At 69.2% G+C, this 20,930-nt stretch carries 20 protein-coding genes; 8 read left to right on the top strand and 12 right to left on the bottom strand.

The annotated features are described in order from the left end of the window. Positions 1-21: 21 nt before the first annotated feature. Positions 22-729 carry an SDR family NAD(P)-dependent oxidoreductase gene (locus LBN7_RS13640; RefSeq protein ID WP_407359953.1) on the top strand — a complete coding sequence of 236 codons (708 nt, stop codon included), beginning with the start codon at positions 22-24 and terminating at the stop codon, positions 727-729. Here LBN7_RS13640 and LBN7_RS13635 read toward each other — a convergent pair. Further along, a complete protein-coding gene (locus LBN7_RS13635) occupies positions 714-1,817 on the bottom strand; it encodes a zinc-binding dehydrogenase (protein ID WP_407359952.1) in 1,104 nt (367 codons plus the stop codon). The two genes, LBN7_RS13640 and LBN7_RS13635, sit on opposite strands and share 16 nt — an antisense overlap. 117 nt (positions 1,818-1,934) lie before the next feature. Between LBN7_RS13635 and glpK the strand changes: the two genes are divergently transcribed. Next, positions 1,935-3,434: a glycerol kinase GlpK gene (gene glpK / locus LBN7_RS13630; RefSeq protein ID WP_407359951.1), complete on the top strand. Its 1,500-nt coding sequence runs from the start codon at positions 1,935-1,937 to the stop codon at positions 3,432-3,434. Positions 3,435-3,494: 60 nt separating this feature from the next. On the opposite strand, the gene LBN7_RS13625 is transcribed toward glpK, so the two are convergent. Beyond that, the gene (locus tag LBN7_RS13625; protein ID WP_407359950.1) at positions 3,495-4,421 is read right to left on the bottom strand and encodes an aldo/keto reductase; all 927 of its coding nucleotides are present in this window, start codon (positions 4,419-4,421) and stop codon (positions 3,495-3,497) included. A 116-nt stretch (positions 4,422-4,537) separates the two neighbouring features. On the opposite strand from LBN7_RS13625, the gene LBN7_RS13620 reads away from it, so the two are divergent. From LBN7_RS13620 to LBN7_RS13605, 4 genes are all read left to right on the top strand, one after another. After that, on the top strand, positions 4,538-5,557 hold the full coding sequence (locus LBN7_RS13620) for a hydroxyacid dehydrogenase (protein ID WP_407359949.1): 1,020 nt from the start codon (positions 4,538-4,540) through the stop codon (positions 5,555-5,557). Positions 5,558-5,667: 110 nt separating this feature from the next. Continuing rightward, entirely contained in the window at positions 5,668-6,963 is a 1,296-nt protein-coding gene (locus LBN7_RS13615; protein ID WP_407359948.1) for an ABC transporter substrate-binding protein, read from the top strand. Between the two features lie 57 nt (positions 6,964-7,020). Continuing rightward, positions 7,021-7,959, top strand: a complete 939-nt coding sequence (locus LBN7_RS13610; protein WP_243408910.1) for a carbohydrate ABC transporter permease — start codon at positions 7,021-7,023, stop codon at positions 7,957-7,959. After that, complete coding sequence (locus LBN7_RS13605; RefSeq protein ID WP_116635525.1) at positions 7,956-8,822, top strand: carbohydrate ABC transporter permease; 867 nt, start codon at positions 7,956-7,958, stop codon at positions 8,820-8,822. Before LBN7_RS13610 ends, LBN7_RS13605 begins: the two co-directional genes overlap by 4 nt. Before the next feature lie 29 nt (positions 8,823-8,851). Here LBN7_RS13605 and LBN7_RS13600 read toward each other — a convergent pair whose 3' ends face one another. Further along, positions 8,852-9,889, bottom strand: a complete 1,038-nt coding sequence (locus LBN7_RS13600) for a LacI family DNA-binding transcriptional regulator (RefSeq protein WP_407359947.1) — start codon at positions 9,887-9,889, stop codon at positions 8,852-8,854. Positions 9,890-10,015: 126 nt separating this feature from the next. Here LBN7_RS13600 and LBN7_RS13595 point away from each other — a divergent pair, with 126 nt between their 5' ends. Continuing rightward, the gene (locus LBN7_RS13595) at positions 10,016-11,461 is read left to right on the top strand and encodes an NAD-dependent succinate-semialdehyde dehydrogenase (RefSeq protein WP_407359946.1); all 1,446 of its coding nucleotides are present in this window, start codon (positions 10,016-10,018) and stop codon (positions 11,459-11,461) included. Positions 11,462-11,463: 2 nt separating this feature from the next. Beyond that, complete coding sequence (locus LBN7_RS13590) at positions 11,464-12,168, top strand: ThuA domain-containing protein (RefSeq protein WP_407359945.1); 705 nt, start codon at positions 11,464-11,466, stop codon at positions 12,166-12,168. Between the two features lie 25 nt (positions 12,169-12,193). On the opposite strand, the gene LBN7_RS13585 is transcribed toward LBN7_RS13590, so the two are convergent. From LBN7_RS13585 to LBN7_RS13545, 9 genes are all read right to left on the bottom strand, one after another. After that, positions 12,194-13,096: a MurR/RpiR family transcriptional regulator gene (locus LBN7_RS13585; protein ID WP_207769963.1), complete on the bottom strand. Its 903-nt coding sequence runs from the start codon at positions 13,094-13,096 to the stop codon at positions 12,194-12,196. Positions 13,097-13,155: 59 nt separating this feature from the next. Continuing rightward, positions 13,156-13,749, bottom strand: coding sequence for a glucose-6-phosphate isomerase family protein (locus LBN7_RS13580; protein ID WP_407359944.1), 594 nt, complete (start codon positions 13,747-13,749; stop codon positions 13,156-13,158). Between the two features lie 58 nt (positions 13,750-13,807). Continuing rightward, on the bottom strand, positions 13,808-14,752 hold the full coding sequence (locus LBN7_RS13575) for a shikimate dehydrogenase family protein (RefSeq protein WP_407359943.1): 945 nt from the start codon (positions 14,750-14,752) through the stop codon (positions 13,808-13,810). After that, the gene (locus tag LBN7_RS13570) at positions 14,749-15,807 is read right to left on the bottom strand and encodes a zinc-dependent dehydrogenase (protein ID WP_341947613.1); all 1,059 of its coding nucleotides are present in this window, start codon (positions 15,805-15,807) and stop codon (positions 14,749-14,751) included. Before LBN7_RS13570 ends, LBN7_RS13575 begins: the two co-directional genes overlap by 4 nt. After that, positions 15,804-16,907, bottom strand: a complete 1,104-nt coding sequence (locus LBN7_RS13565; RefSeq protein ID WP_407359942.1) for a galactitol-1-phosphate 5-dehydrogenase — start codon at positions 16,905-16,907, stop codon at positions 15,804-15,806. Before LBN7_RS13565 ends, LBN7_RS13570 begins: the two co-directional genes overlap by 4 nt. A gap of 6 nt (positions 16,908-16,913) precedes the next feature. Next, on the bottom strand, positions 16,914-17,750 hold the full coding sequence (locus LBN7_RS13560) for an SDR family NAD(P)-dependent oxidoreductase (protein WP_116635517.1): 837 nt from the start codon (positions 17,748-17,750) through the stop codon (positions 16,914-16,916). Between the two features lie 47 nt (positions 17,751-17,797). Further along, positions 17,798-18,604, bottom strand: coding sequence for an ATP-binding cassette domain-containing protein (locus LBN7_RS13555; RefSeq protein ID WP_116635516.1), 807 nt, complete (start codon positions 18,602-18,604; stop codon positions 17,798-17,800). A gap of 2 nt (positions 18,605-18,606) precedes the next feature. After that, a complete protein-coding gene (locus LBN7_RS13550; protein ID WP_116635515.1) occupies positions 18,607-19,680 on the bottom strand; it encodes an ABC transporter permease in 1,074 nt (357 codons plus the stop codon). A gap of 92 nt (positions 19,681-19,772) precedes the next feature. Next, a complete protein-coding gene (locus LBN7_RS13545; protein WP_407359941.1) occupies positions 19,773-20,807 on the bottom strand; it encodes a substrate-binding domain-containing protein in 1,035 nt (344 codons plus the stop codon). Positions 20,808-20,930 lie beyond the last annotated feature (123 nt).

Raw genomic sequence — 20,930 nt, 5'->3', positions numbered from 1 at the left:
TTCGATACGTCAGGAGAAGATATGTCCAGCACGCCCCTCACCGAACCGCTCGCCGTGATCACCGGAGGAGGCACCGGCATCGGCCGGGCAGTCGCCGACCTGCTGGTGGAGCGCGGCTGGCGCATCGTGGCGCTGGGCCTCGACGCCGACGCAGACCTCCCCGACGGCATCACGTTCCGCCGCTGCGACGTCAGCGACGGCGCGGCGCTCGAGGAGTCGCTCGCCGACGTCGGGCCGGTCAGCGCCCTGGTGACCTGCGCGGCCGTGCTGCGCGACGACGAGTGGCAGCCCGACCAGTTCGACGCGGTGCTCGGCGTCAACGTGACCGGTGTGCTCGCCGTTGCCGAGCTGCTCCGCTCACGCCTCGCCGACGCCGGCGGATCGATCGTGAACTTCGCCTCGATGTGGAGCTACTTCGGCTCGGCGAACTCCCCCGCCTACGCGGCGTCGAAGGGTGCCGTCGTCGCGCTCACCCGCTCGCAGGCCGTGGCCTACGCTCCGGAGGGCATCCGCGTGAACGCCGTGGCTCCGGGCTGGATCGCGACGCCGATGTCCCGTCGCGCACGCGACGACGCCGAGCGCTTCGAGCGCATCAGCGCGCGCATCCCGCTCGCGCGCTGGGGCGAGGCCGACGATGTGGCACGCGCGATCGGCTTCCTCGTCTCCCGCGACGCCGCCTACATCACCGGCACGGTCCTCAACGTCGACGGCGGCTACTCGATCGGCTGAAACACCACCAGCGTGCGGGCGCCGACCCCGGCCTCGAGGTCGGCGATCCCGTCGTTGATCTCGTCGAGCGGAATCCGCCGACCGGCGAGCGCGTCGAGCTCGAGCCGCCCGGCGAGGTACTCCTCGACGAGCCGAGGCAGATCCTTCTGCGGCTCCAGGGAGCCCGCGCGCACGCCCTGCACGCCCTTGCCGGCGTGCAGATGTCCGGCGGGGAAGGCGATCTCGGCCTCGTCGCCGAACACGCCGACCGCCCAGACCGACCCGCCGCGGGCCGTCGCGTCGAGGGCGAGCCCGATCAGGCCCGGAACGCCGACCGCCTCGAACACGTGATCGGCACCGCCGTCCGTCAGTGCGCGCACAGCGGCCGCGGCATCCGCCACCACCGAGGTGTTGATCCCGTGGGTCGCGCCGAACCGCTCCTGGGCGAGACGCAGGCGCTCATCGCTGCGGTCGATCGCGATCACGGTCGCCGCCCCGGCGAGCGCCGCGCCCTGGCAGACGTTCAGCCCGACACCGCCGGCGCCGATCACGACCACGTGGTCGCCCTCGGAGACTCCGGCGACCTTCCGCGCCGAGCCGACCCCCGTCGCGACGGCGCACCCGAGCATCGCCGCGAGGTCGAGCGGCATCCGGCGGTCGATCACCGTCACCGCGTTCCGGTGCAGGACCATCTCCTCCGCGAATCCGGCGATGTTGGTCCACTGCTGCACCTCGGCCCCGTGCTGCGACAGCCGCGGCTCCGCACCGCGACCGCGCATCGTCGCCTCCCGGTCCTGGCACATGGCCGGCCTCCCCGCACGGCACATGCGGCACGCGCCGCAGAACACGACGAAACACGCGATGACGTGGTCTCCGACGACCACGTCAGCCACGGCCGACCCCACCTCGCTGACGATGCCGGAGGCCTCATGGCCGAGCACGATCGGCATGGGTCGGGCGACGCGACCGTCGATGACGTGGAGGTCGGAGTGGCAGAGCCCGACGGCGGCCGTCGCGACGCGCACCTCGTGCGGCTCGAGGACGGCGGGCGTCTCGACATCCTCGATCCGCAGCGGCTCATGGGGGCTGAACAGGACGGCGGCGCGCATGGATGCTCCATTCGGTAAATATTTCTCTGATTCACTTGCGTTCAGAATAAACTTCGGTCACTCTAGTCACGGGCATGATGCCCGGTCAACACACGACGAAGTGGAACCGGTTCGAGGATGAACAAGACACACGTGATGGCGCTGGACGCCGGCACCGGCAGCGTCCGCGCAATTCTCTTCAGGGAAGACGGGTCGATCGAGCACATCGCGCAGGAGGAGTTCGAGCAGCACTACCCCGCGCCCGGATGGGTGGAGCACGACGCCGAGGTGATCTGGGAGTCGCAGCTCCGAGTCGCGCACCGGGTGCTGTCCGACTCGGGTGTGCCGGCCGACGCCATCGCGGCGATCGGCATCACCAACCAGCGCGAGACCTGCGTCATCTGGGACCGCGCGACGGGAGAGCCCGTCCACAACGCCCTCGTGTGGCAGGACGGCCGCACCGCCGAGTTCTGCGACGTGCTGCGCGCGGACGGTCATGCCGAGTACATCCGCGAATCGACCGGGCTGCCGATCGACACCTACTTCTCCGGCACGAAGATCCGCTGGCTCCTCGAGAACGTCCCCGGCGTGCGCGAACGGGCCGAGGCCGGCGACCTGCTCTGTGGGACCATCGACTCCTGGCTCATCTGGAAGCTGACCGACGGCGCCGCGCACGTGACCGACTACTCCAATGCCTCCCGCACGATGTGCTTCAACATCCGGGAGCTCACGTGGGACCAGAAGATCCTCGACATTCTCGACATCCCGCGCGGCATCCTGCCCGAGGTACGTCCCTCGAGCGAGGTGTACGGCACGACGGGCGCGACGGCGGGCTTCGGAACGGCCATCCCGGTCGCCTCCGCCACCGGCGATCAGCAGGGCGCCCTCTTCGGACAGGCGTGCTTCGCGCCCGGGGCCGTGAAGGCCACGTACGGCACGGGCGGCTCGGTGATGATGAACACCGGCACGACGCCGGTCCACTCCGAGGCGGGTCTGATCACGACGATCGCCTGGGGGCTCGACGGCCGCGTCGAGTACGCGCTGGAGGGCGTGTTCTTCGGCGTCGGCGTGACCATCAAATGGCTCCGCGACGAACTCCGCATCATCGACGACGTCGAGGAGACCGCGGCGATCGCGGCATCCGTCCCCGACACCGGCGGGGTCTATCTCGTGCCCGCCTTCACGGGTCTCGCCTCACCCTATTGGGATCAGTACGCGCGTGCCGCCGTGTTCGGCATCACCCCCGGCACGGGTCGCGCGCAGCTGGTGCGCGCGGCACTGGAGTCGATGAGCTACTCCTATCGCGACGTCATCGACGCCATGACCGCGGAGTCGGGCACGCCGCTCCCCGAGCTGCGGGTCGACGGCGGCGCGGTGGCCAACGACTTCCACCTGCAGTTCCAGGCCGATCAGCTCGGCGTGCCGGTGCACCGTCCGCGTGTGACCGAGTCGACCGCCCGCGGCGCCGCGTTCCTCGCGGGCCTCGCGGTGGGATTCTGGGCCTCGCAGGACGAGCTGCGCGCCTCGATCGAGATCGAGCGCACGTTCGAGCCGCAGATGGATGCCGACACGCGCGAGCGCCTCTACGCGGGCTGGAGGAAGGCCGTGTCGCGGTCGCTCGACTGGACCGACCACTGAGCGCACGCCCGCCCCTGTGGTCGACCACCTCGAGGAGCGGGAACGCGGGCGTCGCGACGGTCAGGCGTCGACCGCGTCCTGCCACTCGCGGGGGTCGGACTGGAGCGCACGCAGCGCGTCGCGCAGTTCGGGCGCGACCGGGGTCGCGAGCAGCTCATGCGTCGCGGCGAGATCGCGGGTCGTGCGCATGCCGATGATCGTGCTGTCGATGCGCGGGTCCTCGGTCGAGAAGGCAAGGGACGCGGCGATGAGCGGCACGCCCGCGTCCGCGCACAGTCGCGCCGCCGTCGCGGCGGTCCGTCGCACGCTCGGCCCCGCGGGCCCGTAGGCGTATCGCTCGGTCGGTGGCGGCCAAGCGGTGAGGAAGCCTCCTCCGTAGGGCGACGCGTTCGTGACATGCACGCCGAGCGCGTGCGCGTGATCGAGCAGACGGTCGGCGCTGCGGTCGACGACCGTATAGCGGTTGTGGGTGATGAGCGCTTCGAAGTGCCCTGTGTCGAGATATCGCCGCATGAGGTCGGAGGGGCCGCCTGCGACGCCGAGCGTTCCGATGATCTCCGCCTCCCGGGCCGCCACCAGGGCGGCGACCGGGCCGTCGACGGCGAACGCCTGCTCCCAGGTGATGTTCTCAGGGTCGTGCAGGTAGACCACCGGCAGACGGTCGAAGCCGAGGCGCGTCCGGCTCTCGTCGAGGGAACGGCGGACGCGGGCTCCGGAGAAGTCCCCGGTCGTCATGTCGCGGTCCGCCTTGGTCTGGATCACGAAACCGTCGGGGACGAAGCCGTACTCCCGGATCGCCATGCCGATCCGCTCTTCGCTGGCTCCGAAGCCGTAGTTGTTCGCGGTGTCGAGCACACGCACGACGGGATCCTCGAAGAGCTCGTGCACGAGGTCGATGGATTCGGCGAGGGGAATGTCGTCTCCGACGCTCGCCGGGTTCCACCGCACCCAGCTGCCGGAGCCGGCGGCGATCTTCGACGTCGTCACCGTGATGGTCTCCTTTCGTGTGCGTCACGTGATTCGCGATGCTGGTACATTCTCGGAATGCGGTTTCCCGCCGTCTGATCGTAGCCCGCCGTCGCCGCATTCGCCAAGGAGAATCGATGATCGTTCCCCCGGACCAGGTGGAGAGTGCGCGCCCCCGCGCGCAGTTCGTGATGAGACGCGGTCTCGTGACGCAGCTGTTCGCTCCCGAGCAGTTCGCGGCCCTGGGCGCTCTGCTGGACTTCGGCGACCGCCCGGTGACGCAGTCCCTGGACGATCCGCGCCTCCGCACGGTCCACACGCTCATCACCGGCTGGGGCTGCCCGTGGATCGGGCCGGAGGAACTGGCTCGGATGCCGGCTCTCCGCGCGATCCACCACGCGGCCGGGACGGTCAAGGAGCATCTCGATCCGGAGGTCTGGCATCGGGGGATCCGCGTGACCACGGCGGCTGCGGCGAACGCCATACCCGTCGCGGAGTACACGCTCGCCATGATCCTCCTCGAGGGCAAGGGCGTCGCGGCAGCCGCAGCCGCGCACCGCCGGGATCCCGCGGGCGACCTCACGCCGCAGTTCGAGCGCATCGGCAACCATCGGCGCCGCATCGGCATCCTGGGCGCATCGAAGATCGGGCGGCGGGTGATCGCGCTGCTGCGCGGTTTCGACGTCGACGTCGCGGTGAGCGATCCGTATCTGCGTGATGACGACCCGATCCGCGAGCACGCCAGGGTGGTCGAGCTCGACGAGCTCTTCGCGAGCAGCGACATCGTGAGCGTCCATGCGCCGCTGCTCCCCGAGACGGTCGGACTCGTGAGTCGCCGACTGCTCGGGCTGATGCCCGACGGCGCCACCCTGATCAACACCGCCCGGGGTCCCATCGTCGATCATGCGGCTCTCGTGGACGAGATCCGTGCCGAGCGGCTGCGGGCCGTGCTCGATGTCACGGATCCGGAGCCGCTCCCCGCGGGACACGTGCTCCTGGAGTCGCCGTCGGTGATCGTCACCCCGCACATCGCCGGCGCGCTGGGCAACGAGCTCCGCCGGTTGGGTGAGTCCGTCGTCGGCGAGGCGCAGCGGGCCGCCCGCGGTGAGGACGCCGTGCACGCGGTGTCACTCGGCGAGCTCGCGGCGATGGCGTGAGCGACCGCTTGACAGCCATGCGAGGTATCTTTATCCTCGAGGGAAAGCGCATTCCGAGATCGCTTTCCCTCGTCACCCGAAGACATTCCCCCCATCAAAGGAGATGCACCATGAGAAGGACCCTGTTGGCCGCCGGGGCGATCGTCGCCTCCGCCGCGCTACTCGCCGGCTGCGGAGCCGGCACCGGCTCCGAGAACGAGAGCAGCGGACCCGTCACGCTGCAGATGTGGTCGTGGGACCCGTCGATGCCCGAGATCGCCGAGGTCTGGAACGAGTCGCACCCTGACATCCAGGTCGAGGTCACCGACCCCGCCGGCGGCAACGAGCTCGTCAGCCGCATCCTCACCGCGCACAAGTCCGGTGACGCCGCCGACATCGTGAAGGTCGAGTACCAGGCGCTGCCGGCACTCGTCGCGAACGGGGTCGCCGCCGACATCACCGAGTACACGAAGGACGCTTCCGACAGCTTCACGCCCGCAGCCTTCGACCAGGTGTCCTTCGATGGCAAGGTCTACGGCCTGCCCCAGGACTTCGCGCCGCTGGTGTTCTTCTACCGCAACGACATCTTCGAGCAGTACGGCCTCACGCCGCCCACCACGTGGGATGAGTACGCCGACGTCGCCCGCACGCTGCACGCGGCCGACCCGAGCAAGTATCTCGGCACGTTCAGCTCGGTCGACCCGGGCTGGTTCACCGGTCTCACCCAGCAGGCCGGGGCGAACTGGTGGTCCGCCGAGGGCGACACCTGGAAGGTCGAGATCGACGACGCCGACTCGGTGAAGGTCGCCGACTACTGGCAGGGGCTGATCGACGAGGGCGTCATCAAGGGCGAGCCGTTCTGGTCTCCGCAGTGGAACAAGGAGATGGACGACGGCACGTACGCCGGATGGATCTCCGGCGCCTGGGCCCCCGCCCAGTTCGGCGGCATCGCGCCCAACACCAAGGGCAAGTGGACCATGACGGCCCTTCCCGACTGGAACGCGGGCGACGCCACCACCGGCATCTGGGGTGGTTCGGCGACCGCCGTCACCACCGACTCGAAGCACCCGGAGGAGGCGGCCGCCTTCATCGAATGGTTCAACACCAGCGACGAGGCGCTCGCCCTCCAGGTCGAGAAGATCAACGTCTTCCCGGCCGCCATCAACGGGCAGAAGCTCGACGCCCTGCAGACGCCTCCCGCGTACATGCCGAACCAGCCCGACTACTACTCGACGGTCGCGACGATCTCCGAGGGGGCGCGCACGTTCGACCTCTGGGGTCCGAACGCGACGGTCACGTTCGGCGCGTACAACGACGGCTTCGCCGCGGCGATCGAGTCCGGCTCGCCCTTCTCCGACGTGTTGAAGAACATGCAGGAGACGACGGTGGCCGATATGAAGAAGCTCGGCTTCACGGTCGAGAAGTAGCATGCCCGGCGGGTGGGGCGTCGCCGCCCCACCCGCCGTTCCAAGAGAAGGACAGACGTGACCACCACCACCGCACCGCGGCGCTCCGGCCGGCGGACCGAGGAAGAGCCACGCGGTCGACGCCGACCGAGGACGAACGCCGGCTTCGCCCTCGCGCTGCTGACGCCCGCTCTGATCCTGCTCGCCCTCTTCACCCTCGCCCCCGCGATCTACGCGCTCATCCTCAGCCTGATGCAGCGTCGGATCTCCGGCGGCCTGCTGGGCGGAGAGTCCTCGCTCGTGTTCGTCGGGATCGAGAACTACCTCGCCGCCTTCCTCGACTCCGAGCTGTGGGCGGGTCTCGGACGCATGCTGATCGTGGCCGGCATCGGCGTGCCGGGCACCATCATCCTCGCCGCGCTCTTCGCGCTCTGCCTCGATGCGGACCGCACCCGCCTCATCGGCGTCTGGCGGATCCTGATCTTCCTGCCCTACGCGGTCCCCGGCGTGATCGCCTCCCTGCTCTGGGGCTTCCTCTACCTTCCGGCCACCAGCCCGATCGGCGGCGAGGTCATCGACTTCTTCGGCGGGACGGAGATCTTCTTCTCCGTCGCGAACATCGCCGTCTGGGGTGTGGTCGGCTTCAACATGGTGATCATGTACACGGCCCTGCGCGGGCTGCCGCAGGAGATGTACGAGGCCGCGAAGCTCGACGGCGCCGGTGAGCTCCAGATCGCGCTGCGCATCAAGCTGCCCCTGATCCGCCCGGCGATCGTGATGTGCTCCCTGTTCTCCGTGCTCGGCGCTCTGCAGCTGTTCAACGAGCCGACGACCCTGCGCCCGCTCGCCAACGCGATCTCGTCGACCTGGGTCCCGCTGATGAAGGTCTACACCGACGCCTTCGTCAACGACGACATCCACCGGGCCGCGGCCACCTCGCTGCTGCTCGTGGTGCTGACGGTCGGGGCGTCCGTCCTCGTGAACCGTGTCGGAATCCTGATCGGAAAGAAGCGATGACCGCCGTCGTCACCAGTCCCCGGCGTCTGAGCCGCACCAACCTCTTCTCGACCATCGTGCTGTTCGTCGGCGCGCTCTACTGCGTGCTGCCGGTGCTGTGGATCGTGATCGCCTCGACCAAGAGCAGCACCGAGCTGTTCTCCACTCCCACCGCGCTCCCGTCGTTCACCGGCGGCCTGTTCGAGAACATCGCCCAGCTGCTCGCCTACCGCGACGGCATCTTCGGGCGCTGGATGCTCAACTCGGCGCTGTACGCCGGAGGCGGCGGCATCGCCTCCACCCTGATCGCCGCAGCTGCGGGTTACGCCCTCGCCAAGTACCGGTTCCGGGGGAGCACGTCGATCTTCCGCATCATCGTCGCGGCGGTGCTGCTGCCCCAGATCATGCTCGCGATCCCGCAGTACCTGCTGCTGGCCCAGGTCGGGATGACCAACAACTACTTCTCGGTGATCCTGCCGCTGCTGGTGAGTCCCTACGCGATCTACCTGTGCAAGATCTACGCCGAGGCCTCGGTACCGAACGAGATCATGGAGGCCGCGCGCATCGACGGGGCCACGGAATGGCGCATCTTCCTGTCGACGGGTCTGCGGCTCATGTCGCCGGCGCTGGTGACGGTGTTCCTGCTGCAGTTCATCGCGATCTGGAACAACTTCCTGCTGCCGTTCATCATGCTGACGGACGACTCGAAGTTCCCGCTCACGCTCGGGCTCTACGCGATGCTCCGCGCCGGCGCCTCCCAGGCCGCGCTCTATTCGCTCGTGATCACGGGCGCGGCGATCGCGATCATCCCGGTCGTCGCCCTTTTCCTGTCGCTGCAGCGGTTCTGGCGCCTGGACCTCATGTCCGGCGGCGTGAAGGCATGACCCGCTCGCGCCGCACGTCGCCCCCGGACTCAGCGGGGCGGTGTGCTCGCGCGCACGACCGGGTGGGTGGGGATGACGCGTCGGCGCAGGTCTGCGGGCGCGGCGGTGGCCCGGTGGATCGCCTCGGCCGCCACCTCGTCGAGCGGCACGTGCACGCTCGTGAGGGGCGGCACGACGTCCCGCAGAGTCGTGATGTCGTCGAACCCGGCGACGCCGATCCGTCCCGGGGTGTCGATGCCTCGCTCGCGCAGGCCGTTCAACGCCCCCAGCGCCAGCACGTCGGTCACCGCGAACACGAGGTCGGTGGACGCGAGAATGTCGTCGTCGATCGTCGCCAGCAGCTCCCGCGCGGCATCCCAGTCGAATGCCGGTCGCAGGATGCGCGAGGGCGGGATCGCGATGCCCGCCTCGGCGAATCCGGCCGTGAAGCCGTCGATCCGCTCCTGCATGGAACGCAGCGGCAGGCCGCTCCCCAGCAGCAGCGGAGCGCGGTAGCCGCGCGCCAGCATCTCCACGGCGAGACGGCGAGCCCCCTCGAAGTCGTCGAAGTACACGGTCTCGAAGGGCATGTCGGTGCGGCTGATCAGCACCACGCGCCCGCCGGTCTCCTGGTAGCGCAGCAGCTCGGCCTCGACGGCCGGGTCAGACCGCGCGTCGGTGTAGCCGGTGCCGGCGAGGATGATCGCGCGAGGCTGCTCGCCGCGGAGCTCCCGCACCAGCTCGAGCTCGCGCTCGGTGCTGCGCGAGCTGACCGCGAGGGAGACGCGGAGATCGATCTGCTCCGCGGCGTTCATGATCGACGCGGTCATCGCCGAGAAGTAGGCATCCGCGATGCCGCCCGTGATGAGCGCGATCCGGTGCGATGCGCCCCGCGCCACGGCCTGCGCAGCCGTGTTCGGCGCGTAGCCGAGCTGGCGCGCCGCGCCGAGGACGCGTTCGCGGTATCCGTCGTCGACGCGGCGCGCCGAGCCGTTCACGACGCGCGACGCGGTCGACTGGGAGACGCCGGCCAGACGTGCGACGTCCGAGAGTGTCGGCGGTCGTCCGCCGCGGGCATCGAGGTTCATCGTGAAGAAGACTATCGCGAACCGACCAGGAATGCGCTTTCTGCATCGGACGAGTTTATGATTGCTAGCGATAGAGATATAACGGACAGCGCATTCCCAACCACTCGAAAGATCTGAGGTGCTTCCATGACGTCAGCGGAATCCGGATACCCGGAGATCGAGCTTCTCGTGGCCGGAAGGCGCATCGGCGCCGCCGACCGCGGGACGGCCGCCGTGGAGAACCCGGCGACCAGAGAGGTCGTCGGACGAGTGCCGCTGGCGACCTCCGAGGACATCGCCGCCGCGCTCGCCGGTGCCGGCCGTGCCGCCGAAGGGTGGCGGGACACCTCGCCGCACCACCGCGCCGCGATCCTGATGCGCGCGGCGCAGCTGCTGCGTGACCGCCGCGAGCCGATCGCCCGTGCCATGACCCTCGAGAACGGCAAGCCCTACGGCGACTCGCTCGGCGAGGTGGACTACACGGCCGACATCATCGACTCCCTGGCCACCGAGGCACCACGGGCCTACGGAGTCGTCCTCCCCACGGCCGCCGACGACGGACGCACCCTGGTCGTCACCGAGCCGGTGGGGCCGGTCGCCGCCTTCACGCCGTGGAACTACCCCCTCACGGTGCCGGGTCGCAAGGTCGCCGCCGCCCTCGCCGCCGGCTGCACGGTCGTCATCAAGCCCGCCGAGGAGACCCCCGCCAGTGCCGTCGCGCTCGCGGACGCCCTCGTCGACGCCGGTCTGCCCGACGGCGTGCTGAGCATGCTGTTCGGCGACCCGGCGCAGATCTCCGAGACGCTGATCGCGTCGCCCGTCATCCGCAAGGTCTCGTTCACGGGGTCGATCGGCGTGGGCAAGCACCTCGCCCGACTCGCCGGCGACGCGGCGAAGCCCGTGATGCTGGAGCTGGGCGGGCACGCGCCGGTCCTGATCTTCGACGACGTCGATGTGGACGAGGTCGCGCGGCAGGCCCTCGGTGCCAAGCTCCACAACACGGGGCAGTCGTGCGGCTCTCCCGTGCGCTTCTACGTGCACGAGGCGGTCCACGCGCAGTTCGTCGCCCGCTTCGGCGAGCTCCTCGCGGCCTCACGCATCGGTGACGGCTTCGACGAGGCGACGGAGATGGGGCCGCTCGCGAACTCGCGCCGCTACGACGCGATGGCCCCGTTCGTCGAGGATGCGGTCGAGCGCGGGGCGACCGTGGTCGCCGGCGGCCCGGGAGACGACAGCGTCGGCTACTACTGGCCGGCCACGCTCCTCGCCGATGTCCCGGACGACGCCCTCGTGATGCACGACGAGCCGTTCGGTCCGATCGCGGCCACCAGCGTGTTCTCCGACGAGGACGAGGTGATCGCCCGCGCGAACGCCCTTCCGTACGGCCTCGCCGCCTACGTGTTCACGAAGGATGCCGACCGGGCGCTGCGTCTGCCGCGTCGCCTTGACGTCGGGATGGTGAGCGTCAACAAGTTCGGCGTCGGCGCCAGGGACACGTTCTTCGGCGGGCGCAAGGAGAGCGGCTTCGGCTCGGAAGGCGGCCCCGAAGCCGTGCACGAGTACTTGGTCAAGAAGCTGATCTCGCAGGGGTAGGCATGGTCGACGCCCTCATACTCACCGGAACCGGGCGCTACAGCGATCCGTGGCACGCGTACTCCGAGACCAGCCCGCTGTTGGCCGAGCTCGCTCGTGCAGCCGGCTTCTCCCCGCGGATCGAGACCGGAGCCGACGGAGCCCTGCGCCGACTCGACGACGACGTACGGCTGCTCGTGATCAACGCGGGCGATCCCGAGGGCCCGGACTCCGTCGATCCGACCGGGACGCGCACGCCAGCGACCGAACGGGAGGAACCCGTCGCGTCCCTCGCAGAGGGGGATGCCGCGCTTGCGTCCGCGCTCGACCGCGGCATCGGCATCCTCGCCATGCACTCGGCGGCGGCGAGCCTGCGCGACTACCCGAGCTATGAACGCGCGCTCGGCGGACGCTGGGTGCGCGGTCGGTCGTGGCATCCGGACTTCGGCGAGGCGCACGTGCGGCTGGATCCGGAGCATCCGCTCGCGGCCGGACTTCGTGACTTCGCCGTGGACGATGAGCGCTACACCGACCTCCGACTGGATGCCGAGATCGACCGACTGGCATCGCACGAGCACGACGGCCTGCCGCACGCGCTCGTGTGGACCAGGGACCTCGGCCCGTCCAGGGTGGTCTACGACGCACTCGGACACGACCCGCGTTCGTATGCGTCAGCGGGTCATCGCGAGCTGCTCGCCCGCGCGCTGCGTTGGCTGCGCGAGGTGTAGCCCGCGGGTGACGGGGCGGGCGGTGTCAGTCGCCGCCGCTCCCCCGCGTCGGCTTGATCGCCGACAGGTAGCTCTCCTGCAGATAGTCGGCCGTCTCCTCGAAGAAGCGCGTGGCGTAGGTCGCGTACAGCACATCGATCGCCAGCAGCTGACCCCACTTCGCGGTGACCGACTCGCCGTAGACGTCGGAGCTCGCGACGGTGCCGGCGGTGAGGAGCACATCGTCGACCACCGACGCCAGCGCGGAGTCCACGTTCGAGGTGACCCCGAGCACGTAGGCACCGTGGAACTTCGCGATCTGGGCCGACGAGACGACCGAGGTCGAGTCGCCGGAGTCGCTGATCGCGATCAGCACATCTCCTTCGCGCAGCGTCGCGCTGCCCATGGTCTGCACGCTCTGATCGCGGAAGAAGTGGCAGCGCTTGCCCGCGCGGACGAAGCGCATCATCGCACTCTCGGCCGCGGTCGCCGACGATCCCATCGCGGCGAAGTAGACGGCCGACGCGTCGTGGATGCGGTCGACCGCGGCGCTCATGATCTCAGGGTCGAGCCGCTCCGTCGTGCGCGTCAGCGACTCGAAGCTGCCGTGCAGCACCTTCTCGACGATCTGCTCGCTGCTGTCACCCTTGAGCACGCCCTCGTACACCCAGTTGGTGCGCTGCTCAGTCGAGACGGGACGCGAGTAGATCGCCTGCGCGATGCCGAGCCGCAGCTGGTTGTACCCGTCGAGCTGGAGCTCGCGGAGGAACCGCGACACCGTGGAGTCCGCGACGCCCGCTCGCCCGGCGAGCTCGGTGATCGACAGGGCCTGCGCCTCTTCGGGATCCGCGAGGATCACATCGGCGACGCCGCGCAGGGCCGGGCTCATCGCTCCGGCGCGACGGGAGATCTGGTGGAGGAGATTCCCTCCCGTGTCCTGGTCAGTCACGTGTGGAGTCTAGACGGTCGTCCGGCCGTTCCCATGGCAGCGCTCCGGGGCTCCGGGCGTCAGCTCTGCCAGCGCGGGTTGTCCTGCAGCGTGGGCACCCCGTCGCGATCGACGACGATCTTGCGGAAGCCCTTCGTCTCGATCGTGCCGTAGTCGTGCCCCGCGTCCCCGGGGAACGCGAAGAAGGTGATCAGCGGCTCGGTGGCCGAGGTGTTGATGCTGCGATGCGCGTAGCGGCCGGGCACGTACACCGAACGACCGGCCCGGAACTCCTCGACCTGCACGTCACCCTCGGGACTCTCCATCAGCATGAGGCCCTCGCCCGAGAGGCACAGATAGATCTCCGCGGCCTCGAGGCGGGTGTGGAAGTGCCCCTTGGTCATGAAGTACTCGTCGCCGACGCGACCGGGGTAGGTGATGCTCGTCCCGTAGGCGACCTCGGTCTCGAGCGCGGGAACGCCCATGTCGTAGAACTCGTAGCTGAGCACGTCGTCCGCGGCGACGGCGGCCTCGAACGCCGCCGCGTCCGCGTACATGCCGGCCATCGCCGACAGCGGGCGACGCAGCGACGGGGTGCCGTCGGCGAGTCCGGTGGTCAGATCGAACCGGGTGACGACGGATCGGGTGGTGGGAGTGAGGGATGCGGTGCTCATGTGTGGTCCTTCTCTGTGTCGTTTCTTGTCTGTGTCTTCTTCTGGCGTGACGCCGCCGCTAGGCGCGCGCGATGCGGGAGAGCTCGTCGAATGCGGGACCGGATGTCGGGATGGCGATGTCGAAGACCTGCGCGATCACGCGCGTCCACCCGTGGAGGAAGTAGAACCACCCGTCGACGGCGCGGATGCCGCGATCGGCCTGCGCCCGCGCCTGGTCGAGGAACACGAGGTCGCCGCGGTAGTTGAAGTCCCAGGCGACGGCGCCGTCGGGGAACCGCGCCGCGTCCGTGAGAGGGGAGCCCGGCCGATCCTTGCCCAGTCCGGTCGCGTTGATGACCGTGGAACGCGGGGCCATGGTCGCGAGAGCGGCGTCGTTGACCGTCGGCTCCGGCGCCACCACGTACTCGATCGGCAGCGCGAACCCGATCCGCTCGTGGAACGCGCGCATCTCGTCGATGCGTCCGGGGCGCCGGTTGGTCACGACGATCCGACGCGGTACCCCGCCGCCCGCCCGGTGCTTCCGGTGCAGGTGCAGCGTGAGGGCGAGCGAGGACCCGCCGGCGCCGAGCAGGAGCACCTCGTCGTCGGCCTCGCCGACGATGGCGTCGTACGCCAGACCGCTCGTGACGTCGTCCATCGCGTGGCCGAGGAGGCGCCCGTCGCGCTTCGAGATGCTGCTGATCTCGTCGAGCTGCGCGGCCGACTCCCCGATCTCGTCGAACAGGTCACGGCTCGCCTGGAACAGGTTCAGCTTGTGCGTCGTGACCAGGGCGCCGAGCGAGAGCGGGTCGTCCGTGAAGAACCGGACGACGCGGCGGTACGTCTCGGGGTCGGCATCCAGCGGCACATCGATGCCGACGATGCGCGACGGGATGCCGAGATGCGCGGCCCACCGCGGGAAGACCTCCATGATCGACGATGCCCCGGTCGTGACGCCGACGAAGGCGAACGTCGGCTCCGTCGCGGGCACGAGCGTGTCGGGGGTGTAGACCTCCGCGGTCATCGCGCGTCTCCTCGGTCGAAGGTGATCAGCGACTTCATGCCGACCCCGGAGCGCGAGTGCTCCATCGCCGCCTCGATGTCGTCGAGGGCGAACCGCGCGGTGATGATCGGCGTGAGATCCACATCGCTCTCCGCGATGATGCCGATGACGTCGCCGTAGTCGGTCACGCTCGACCCCGTCGTCCCGGTGAGGGTCTGCTCCTGGTAGTGGAGCGCGTTCACGTCGATCGCGGGCCTGGCCTGATCGCCGAGTCCGGAGAACACGTTGATCCGTCCGAGGCGTCCGGCGAGGTCGGTCGTCGAGGCGATCACGTCGGGCTTGGAGACGCAGGTGATGACGACATCCACGCCCTCGCCTCCGGTCAGCGCCATGACCTCCTCGTGCAGATCCTGCTCCGACACGTTGATGAGATGGTCGGCTCCCAGCCGGCCGGCGATGTCGAGCCGCGGCTGTCGGGTGTTGGCCACGATCACCTGACGGGCGCCGGCCCGCTTCGCGAGCACGGTGTGGAAGCATCCGATGGGGCCCGCGCCGATGATGAGCACCGAGTCCTCGGGTGAGACCTCGACCTTGCGCTGACCGTGGAGGCAGCAGGACATCGGCTCCATGATCGCCGCGATCTCGTCGCCCACGGCATCCGGGACGTGGAAGAGGTTCCCGCGTTCGATCGCCACCGCCGGGACGAGCATGTACTCCTCGAACCCGCCGTTCAGCGTGATGCCGAACGCGTCGTACGTCGGGCACAGCTGGTTCAGCCCCCGGCGGCACATGGCGCAGACGCCGCAGCCGACGTTCGGAGCGACGCTGACCCGGTCGCCGACCGCGAAGCCGCGGACATCCGCCCCCGCCTCGACGATCCGACCGGTGAGCTCGTGCCCGAGCACGCGGCGCGTGCCCTCGGGGATGCGGAAGTGCCCGTGCTTCATGATGCGCAGATCGGTACCGCAGATGCTGGCCGCCCTCACCTCGACCAGCACGTCGCCCGGGCCCACCTCGGGCACCGGGATGTCCGTGACCTCGATGCGTCCCGGTCCCAGGAACACCGCGGCCTTCATCGCCGCGCCAATCGTGCGGAGAGGGATCCGCTGAGTGCGGCATCCGCCTCGGCGACGGCCTCGTCGGAGACCGCGAAGATCGTCTTGTTCGACCATGCTCCGCGGTCGGCGAGGCGGGTGAAGACCTCCTGCGCGTCGTCGATGCGCTCGACGTGGCTCACGAGCCCGTCGACGATGAGCGACCGCCCGAGGCAGGCCACCACCATCTCCCAGTCGTTCGTCACCCGGGGCGTGATGACGGCGTTCCATGTTCCGCGCAGCACGAGCTCCCGGCGCAGCACGCGGGAGACGAGCTCCTTCGGCAGCGCGACGTCATCGGCGAGGTCGCCGAGCAGGACGACCTGTCCGCGGTGCGCCGCCGCGCGGATCGCCTGGAGGAACGTCACGGAGATCCCGGAGGCCTCGACGGCGATGTCGACGCCGCGGCCGGCGGTCGCCGCCGTCGCGAGCTCGTCGGACGGCGCCGTCGACGCGTCGAGCGTCTCGAAGCCGAGGCTCTCCGCGATCTCGCGCTTGCGCGCATCGACATCCGCCACGAGCACGCGCACGACGCCGAGGATGCGCAGCCACTGCGCGGCGAGGATGCCGATCGGCCCTGCGCCGATGACGAGCGCCGTCGCGTTCGGGGGGACCACTGCCTTGCGGACGGCATGCAGGGCCACCCCCGCCGGCTCCACCATCGCACCGTCGATCAGAGAGGTGCCGGGACGCAGTGGGATCAGGTTGCGCTCGGGCACCCGCAGATACTCCTCGAGTCCGCCGTCGCGCCGGGAGCCGAAGTAGTCGTAGCGATCGGCGAGCGCGTACTCGCCGATCTCGCTCATCGGGTCGGAGGGCTCGGGGATGCACGGGAAGATCGCGACGCGATCGCCGGCCTTGAGCACTCCCGACGGGGAGTCCTCGACCAGGGTGCCCGACATCTCGTGGCCGAGCACCCGCGGGAAGCCGTATCCCTTGCCGATGCCGAAGCGGAGGACGTCGGACCCGCAGACGCCCACCGCCCCGATCCGCACGAGGACCGAGTCGACGCCGACGGGCTCCGGCATGGGCACATCGAGGACGGCAATGTCGCGGATGCCGCGCAGAACTGCAGCCTTCACGATCGCCTAGACCTCCATGCCGTACCGCAGCACCTTGTGCGTCGGGTACAGCGAGAAGGTGGGGATGGTCACGTCCGGCGTGCGCGTCCCGATGTAGAGCGCGGCCTCCGCGACGTTCCCGACATCGATGCAGCTGGCCGAGAGGCCCTCCTCGATCTCCTTCTCGTCGAGCCACCCGTCGGTGTAGGCGGGCAGGTCGCCGTCGTACAGGCCCTTGTCGATGATCTCGGTCATCGGCGTGCGCACGTGCGAGGGGTTCAGGACCGTGACGCCGATGTTCTTGTGCATGCCCTCGATCAGGATGTTCTTCGAGAATCCGAGCATGCCGTGCTTCGAGGCGCGGTACGGGCTGTGCCCCGGCCCCGAGGCGACCTTGGTCGAGGAGGAGCCCATGTTGATGATGCGCCCGCCCGTCTCCTGGCCCTCCATGACGAGGAAGGCCTCGCGGCAGCAGAGGAAGACGCCGGTGAGGTTCGGCCCGATCGTCTTGTTCCACTCCTCCAGGGTCACCTGGGTGACGGGCGGTGCGAGGGAGTCCCGGCCGGCGCTGTTGATCACGAGGTCGATGCGACCCCAGCGGGCCACGGTCGCGGCGAAGAACGCGCGCACCTCGTCCTCCTCCACGACGTTCCCGACGAGGGAGAGCACCTCGCCGCCGCGTTCCGCGATGTCGGCGGCGACCTCTTCGAGGCGGGCCGCGTCGATGTCGATCAGGGCGACGCGACATCCGTTGGCGGCGTAGATGCGGGCGACCGCTTCGCCGATCCCGGAGGCGGCGCCGGTGATGAGCGCCACCTTGCCGTCGAGGGCTGTGCCGGGCACGGGGAGGTAGTTGGGCACCATGCGGGTGCTCCTTTCTTGAGGATTGTCTGCGGGGTCCTGCTGCGGGCTCATGAGGCGAGCCCGAGCTGCTCGGGGGTCTTCGCGCCGACCATCAGCGCCACGGCATCCGCCATGTCGATCTGCGACGTCTCGACGAGCGCGATGCGCTTTCCGAGACGCTGGATGTGGATGCGGTCGGCGACCTCGAAGATCTGCGGCATGTTGTGGCTGATCAGGATGACCGGGATGCCGCGGGCGTTGATGTCCTTGATGAGCTTGACGACGCGCCCCGACTCCTTGACGCCGAGGGCCGCGGTCGGCTCGTCGAGGATGACGACCTTCGAGCCGAAGGCCGCGGCACGCGCCACAGCGACGCCCTGACGCTGACCGCCGGAGAGGGTCTCGACCGACTGGCCGATGTTCTGGAGCGTCTGCAGCCCGAGCTGCGACATCACCTCGAGCGACTCCGCCCGCATCCGCTTCTTGTCGAGCATGCGGAACACGGAGCCGGCGATGCCGGGGCGGCGCAGCTCCCGGCCGAGGAAGATGTTGCTGGCGATGTCGAGCGCCGGCGAGACGGCGAGGCTCTGGAAGACGGTCTCGATGCCGAGCCGGCGAGCGTCGACCGGCGTCCTCAGCGTCGTGGGCTCCCCGCTCACCAGCAGCTCGCCCTCGTCGGGCTGCACGGCGCCCGACAGGCATTGGATCAGTGAGGACTTGCCGGCGCCGTTGTCGCCGATCACGGCGAGCACCTCCCCCTGACGGATCTCGAAGTCCGTCTGGTCGAGGGCGACGACGCGTCCGTAGCGCTTCACGATGCCGCGCGCTTCGAGCACCAGGTCGGTGGAGCGCGGGGTCTGGGTTCCGGTGGTCATGGTCAACGTCCGATCTTGCGGAGGCGCTGGTCGACGGCGACCGCGCCGATGATGAGGAGGCCGATGGTGAACTCCTGCCAGAGGCTGTCGAATCCGGCGAGGGACAGTCCGCTGGAGAAGACGCCGACGATGAGGGATCCGAGCAGCGTGCCCATGATCCGTCCGCGCCCGCCGAAGAGGCTCGTGCCGCCGATGACCACCGCGGTGATCGACGCGAGGTTGTAGGCGGCGCCCGCGGTGGGCGAGATCGAGCCGATGCGCCCGATGAGCAGCCAGGCGGTGACGCCGATGATGAGACCGGCCACCACGTACACCGACATGAGCACGCGGTTGACGCGGATGCCGCTGAGGCGCGCGGCCTCGAGGTTGTCGCCCACGGCGTAGATGTGCGTGCCCCAGGCGGTGTTGCGCAGGATGTAGGCGAACAGGATGAACATGAGGATCGTGAGCACCTGGCCGAAGGTGAACGTCGTGCCGAACACGCGGAAGCCCGTTCCGAGCCAGTTGAACAGCGGGGGCACGTCGGCGTACGGCACGCTCTCCCCGTCGGAGATGAAGATGTTCAGCGCGTAGAAGATGCTCAGGGTGCCGAGGGTCGCGATGAACGGCGGGATGTTGAGCTTCGTCACGATGAAGCCGTTGATCGCCCCGCAGGCGATGCCGACGACGATGCCGAGCACGAGCGAGATCTCGACAGGGAGTCCGACCGAGACGGCGAAACGACCCATGGCGACCTGCGACAGCAGCATGACCGCCGCGACGGAGAGGTCGATCCCTGCGGTGAGGATGATGAGGGTCTGCGCGATGCCGAGCATCGCGATCACCTGCACCTGCTGCAGGATCAGGGAGAAGTTCTGGAGCGTGCCGAAGTTCGGCGACACGATCGAGAAGACGATCAGCGCGATGATGAGCACCGCGACGGGACCGATCAGCGGGCGCGACAGCATCCGTCGTTCGATCCACTGGAGAGGGCTGAGACGGGCTCCCTGGTCGATCTCGACCAGTCCCATCGAGAATCCGGCGGTGACGGTGCTCGGTCGCTCGTCATCCGGGAGATCGGTGGCGCTTCGGTTCATGATGGGCTTTCCTACGTCGTTGTATGGAGGAGGAGGGTGAGGGCCGGTCGGCAAGAGCCGACCCTCACCCGGTAGGGAGGCAGCGGGGCGACTCAGCCCCAGCACTGCTCCAGTCCGAACGTCGTGTCCTCGGATTCGACGCCGTCCTGCGGCTGGTCGGTCACGAGCGTGACTCCGGTGTTGGTGAAGTCGAGGCCGTCGCTGTTCTTCGGCTTGGTGCCGTCGGCCAGGAAGTCCTCGACGGCCTGCAGGGCCTGCTTCGCCATCTCGAGCGGGAACTGCATCGAGGTCGCGGCGATGATGCCCTTCTGCACGTTGGTCACGCCGGGGCATCCGCCGTCGACCGAGACGATCGTGATCTGGTCCTCGAGCCCCGCGGCGACGACGGCCTGATAGGCGCCTGCGGCCGTGGGCTCGTTGATCGTGTAGACGAGGTTGATGGTCGGATCCTTCTGCAGGAGCTTCTCCATGCCGGTGCGCCCGCCTGCTTCGTTGGCATCCGTCACCTCGTGGCCGACCAGCTGCGGGTCGGTCTCGTCCCACATCTTCGACGGATCGCCGAGCTCGATGCCGAACCCCTCGAGGAAGCCCTGGTTGCGGGCGACGTCGACGGGGATCTGGTCGGTGCTGAGGTCGAGCGTGGCGACCCGGGGCTCGGTGTCGCCGAGCGCGGCCTTCGCCCATTCGCCGACGAGCACGCCCGCGAGGTAGTTGTCGGTCGCGAAGGTGCCGTCGATGCCGGAGTCCGCACCGAGCGGCGAGTCCATCGCGAACACGACGACGCCCGCCTCCTGCGCCTTCTTGACGGCGGGGATGATCCCGTCGCCGGCGGGTGTGACGAGGATCGCCTTGGCGCCCTGCGCCGTGAAGTTCTCGATGGCCTTGATCTGCGAGTCGACGTCGCTCTGCCCGTCGCCGCTGGCGACCTGCAGATTGAGTCCGAGGGCTTCCGCCTCGTCCTTGGCCCCTTCCGTCATCTTGACGTAGAAGGGGTTGTCCTGCGTCTTGATGACGAGCCCCACAAGGGGTTCGTCGGATCCTGCGGAGGCGGCGCAGCCGCTGAGGCCGACGAGCGCCATCGCTCCGGCCGCTGCCGCAGCGACGATGCTGCGAGTTCGTGCGTGCATGATTTCCTCTCGACACGAAAAGTGAGAAATGATTACCGACATGGCGACTCTACCGGAAATTTCTGTTTTGTCGAGAGGTGCGCGGAAATTGCTTTTGATGGGCCGGGAAAGGCCGCGGGCCCA

Source organism: Microbacterium sp. LBN7 (genome assembly GCF_045690345.1).
Lineage (GTDB): Bacteria > Actinomycetota > Actinomycetes > Actinomycetales > Microbacteriaceae > Microbacterium.
This window is presented reverse-complemented; position numbering and strand designations above follow the sequence as displayed.

Excerpts from the sequence above, each read along its gene's own strand:
- LBN7_RS13640 (WP_407359953.1), top strand. The coding sequence starts at position 22 with ATGTCCAGCACGCCCCTCACCGAACCGCTCGCCGTGATCACCGGAGGA.
- LBN7_RS13635 (WP_407359952.1), bottom strand. The coding sequence starts at position 1,817 with ATGCGCGCCGCCGTCCTGTTCAGCCCCCATGAGCCGCTGCGGATCGAG.
- glpK (WP_407359951.1), top strand. The coding sequence starts at position 1,935 with ATGAACAAGACACACGTGATGGCGCTGGACGCCGGCACCGGCAGCGTC.
- LBN7_RS13620 (WP_407359949.1), top strand. The coding sequence starts at position 4,538 with ATGATCGTTCCCCCGGACCAGGTGGAGAGTGCGCGCCCCCGCGCGCAG.
- LBN7_RS13615 (WP_407359948.1), top strand. The coding sequence starts at position 5,668 with ATGAGAAGGACCCTGTTGGCCGCCGGGGCGATCGTCGCCTCCGCCGCG.
- LBN7_RS13605 (WP_116635525.1), top strand. The coding sequence starts at position 7,956 with ATGACCGCCGTCGTCACCAGTCCCCGGCGTCTGAGCCGCACCAACCTC.
- LBN7_RS13600 (WP_407359947.1), bottom strand. The coding sequence starts at position 9,889 with ATGAACCTCGATGCCCGCGGCGGACGACCGCCGACACTCTCGGACGTC.
- LBN7_RS13595 (WP_407359946.1), top strand. The coding sequence starts at position 10,016 with ATGACGTCAGCGGAATCCGGATACCCGGAGATCGAGCTTCTCGTGGCC.
- LBN7_RS13590 (WP_407359945.1), top strand. The coding sequence starts at position 11,464 with ATGGTCGACGCCCTCATACTCACCGGAACCGGGCGCTACAGCGATCCG.
- LBN7_RS13580 (WP_407359944.1), bottom strand. The coding sequence starts at position 13,749 with ATGAGCACCGCATCCCTCACTCCCACCACCCGATCCGTCGTCACCCGG.
- LBN7_RS13575 (WP_407359943.1), bottom strand. The coding sequence starts at position 14,752 with ATGACCGCGGAGGTCTACACCCCCGACACGCTCGTGCCCGCGACGGAG.
- LBN7_RS13570 (WP_341947613.1), bottom strand. The coding sequence starts at position 15,807 with ATGAAGGCCGCGGTGTTCCTGGGACCGGGACGCATCGAGGTCACGGAC.
- LBN7_RS13560 (WP_116635517.1), bottom strand. The coding sequence starts at position 17,750 with ATGGTGCCCAACTACCTCCCCGTGCCCGGCACAGCCCTCGACGGCAAG.
- LBN7_RS13555 (WP_116635516.1), bottom strand. The coding sequence starts at position 18,604 with ATGACCACCGGAACCCAGACCCCGCGCTCCACCGACCTGGTGCTCGAA.
- LBN7_RS13550 (WP_116635515.1), bottom strand. The coding sequence starts at position 19,680 with ATGAACCGAAGCGCCACCGATCTCCCGGATGACGAGCGACCGAGCACC.
- LBN7_RS13545 (WP_407359941.1), bottom strand. The coding sequence starts at position 20,807 with ATGCACGCACGAACTCGCAGCATCGTCGCTGCGGCAGCGGCCGGAGCG.